Below are 1232 nucleotides of genomic sequence, written 5' to 3' on the forward strand. Positions count from 1 at the left end.
CTGAATCGCCCCTGGTTTTCTAGACACTCTCCAACCTCTGGAAATAGCGCTTTTCAAACTCTACAGGCGACAGCTGATTGTTGAAACCGTGTCGGCGTTTTGGGTTGTAGAACATCTCGATGTAATCAAATACATCGGCTCGGGCACCCTGCCTTGTGCTGTAGATCCTTCGCTTGATCCGTTCCCTTTTCAGCAACTGGAAAAAGCTTTCAGCCACCGCGTTGTCATGGCAATTTCCGCGTCGACTCATGCTGCCAAGCAAGTTGTTAGCTTTCAGGAAGCTTTGCCAGTCGCCGCTGCTGAACTGGCTACCTTGATCAGAATGAATCATCACCTCCTGTTTTGGCTTACGTCGCCAAACCGCCATCATCAATGCATCAATGGCTAGATCACTCGTCATCTGCGGCTTCATCGACCAGCCAATGACCTGCCGCGAAAACAGATCGAGCACCACCGCCAAAAATAACCAGCCCTCGTAAGTGCGGATGTAGGTTATGTCCGTGACCCAGACTTTGTTGGGTTCGGTGACATTGAATCTACGCTCCAGGTGATTCGGTGAGGCGACTGGAGGCTTACCACCATAACGGCCCGGTCGCCGCCGGTAACCGGTCTGCGAACGTAGGCTATGTTGGCGCATCAATCGCCCAACGCGATTCCTACCGCACGGCTCTCCAAGCTCACGCAGATCGTCATAGATTTTTCGGTAGCCGTAAACACAACCGCTTTCCAGCCAAGCGTGTTTGATCAAACCCAGCAGTCGCTGATCATCCAAGGCGCGCGCTGACTTTGGCTCAGCACGCCAGGCGTAGTAACCACTGGCATGGACTTTCAAGGTAAGGCACAGGCGACGAACCGAGTAATCCACGGATAGCTGATTGATGAAGGCGTACTTCAGCCGCACTCCTTGGCAAAGTACGCGGCGGCCTTTTTTAGAATGTCTCGCTCTTCAGTCACGCGCTTGAGTTCGGCGCGCAGGCGACGTAACTCAGCTTGCTGATCGTCCTCTTGCGCTCGTTGTTCCTGGGGCTTGCTGTAGCGCTTCACCCACGCACACAGGCTGTGTGTCGACATGCCCAAGCGAGCAGCGACCTCAGCTATAGGCAGGCCTCGTTCAGTGACCTGCTTGACGGCTTCAATTTTGAATTCTTCGGGATAACGCGAGTTACTCATGGCACCTCCTAGTGGGCCGTATTATGAGGCTTGGAGGTGTCTACGAAACTAGGGGCGATTCA

1 protein-coding gene is annotated in these 1232 nt (G+C 53.7%); it reads right to left on the reverse strand.

The features are described from left to right. Nucleotides 1–19: 19 nt before the first annotated feature. Nucleotides 20–1170, reverse strand: a protein-coding gene (locus D8779_RS20485; protein WP_136666458.1) for an IS3 family transposase whose coding sequence is annotated in 2 segments (ribosomal slippage) — nucleotides 20–927 and nucleotides 927–1170 — 1152 coding nt in all. Because the reading frame shifts where the segments join, the coding sequence is not laid out codon by codon here. Nucleotides 1171–1232 lie beyond the last annotated feature (62 nt).

The sequence above is a fragment of the Pseudomonas leptonychotis genome (genome assembly GCF_004920405.1).
GTDB classification, from domain to species: Bacteria; Pseudomonadota; Gammaproteobacteria; order Pseudomonadales; family Pseudomonadaceae; genus Aquipseudomonas; species Aquipseudomonas leptonychotis.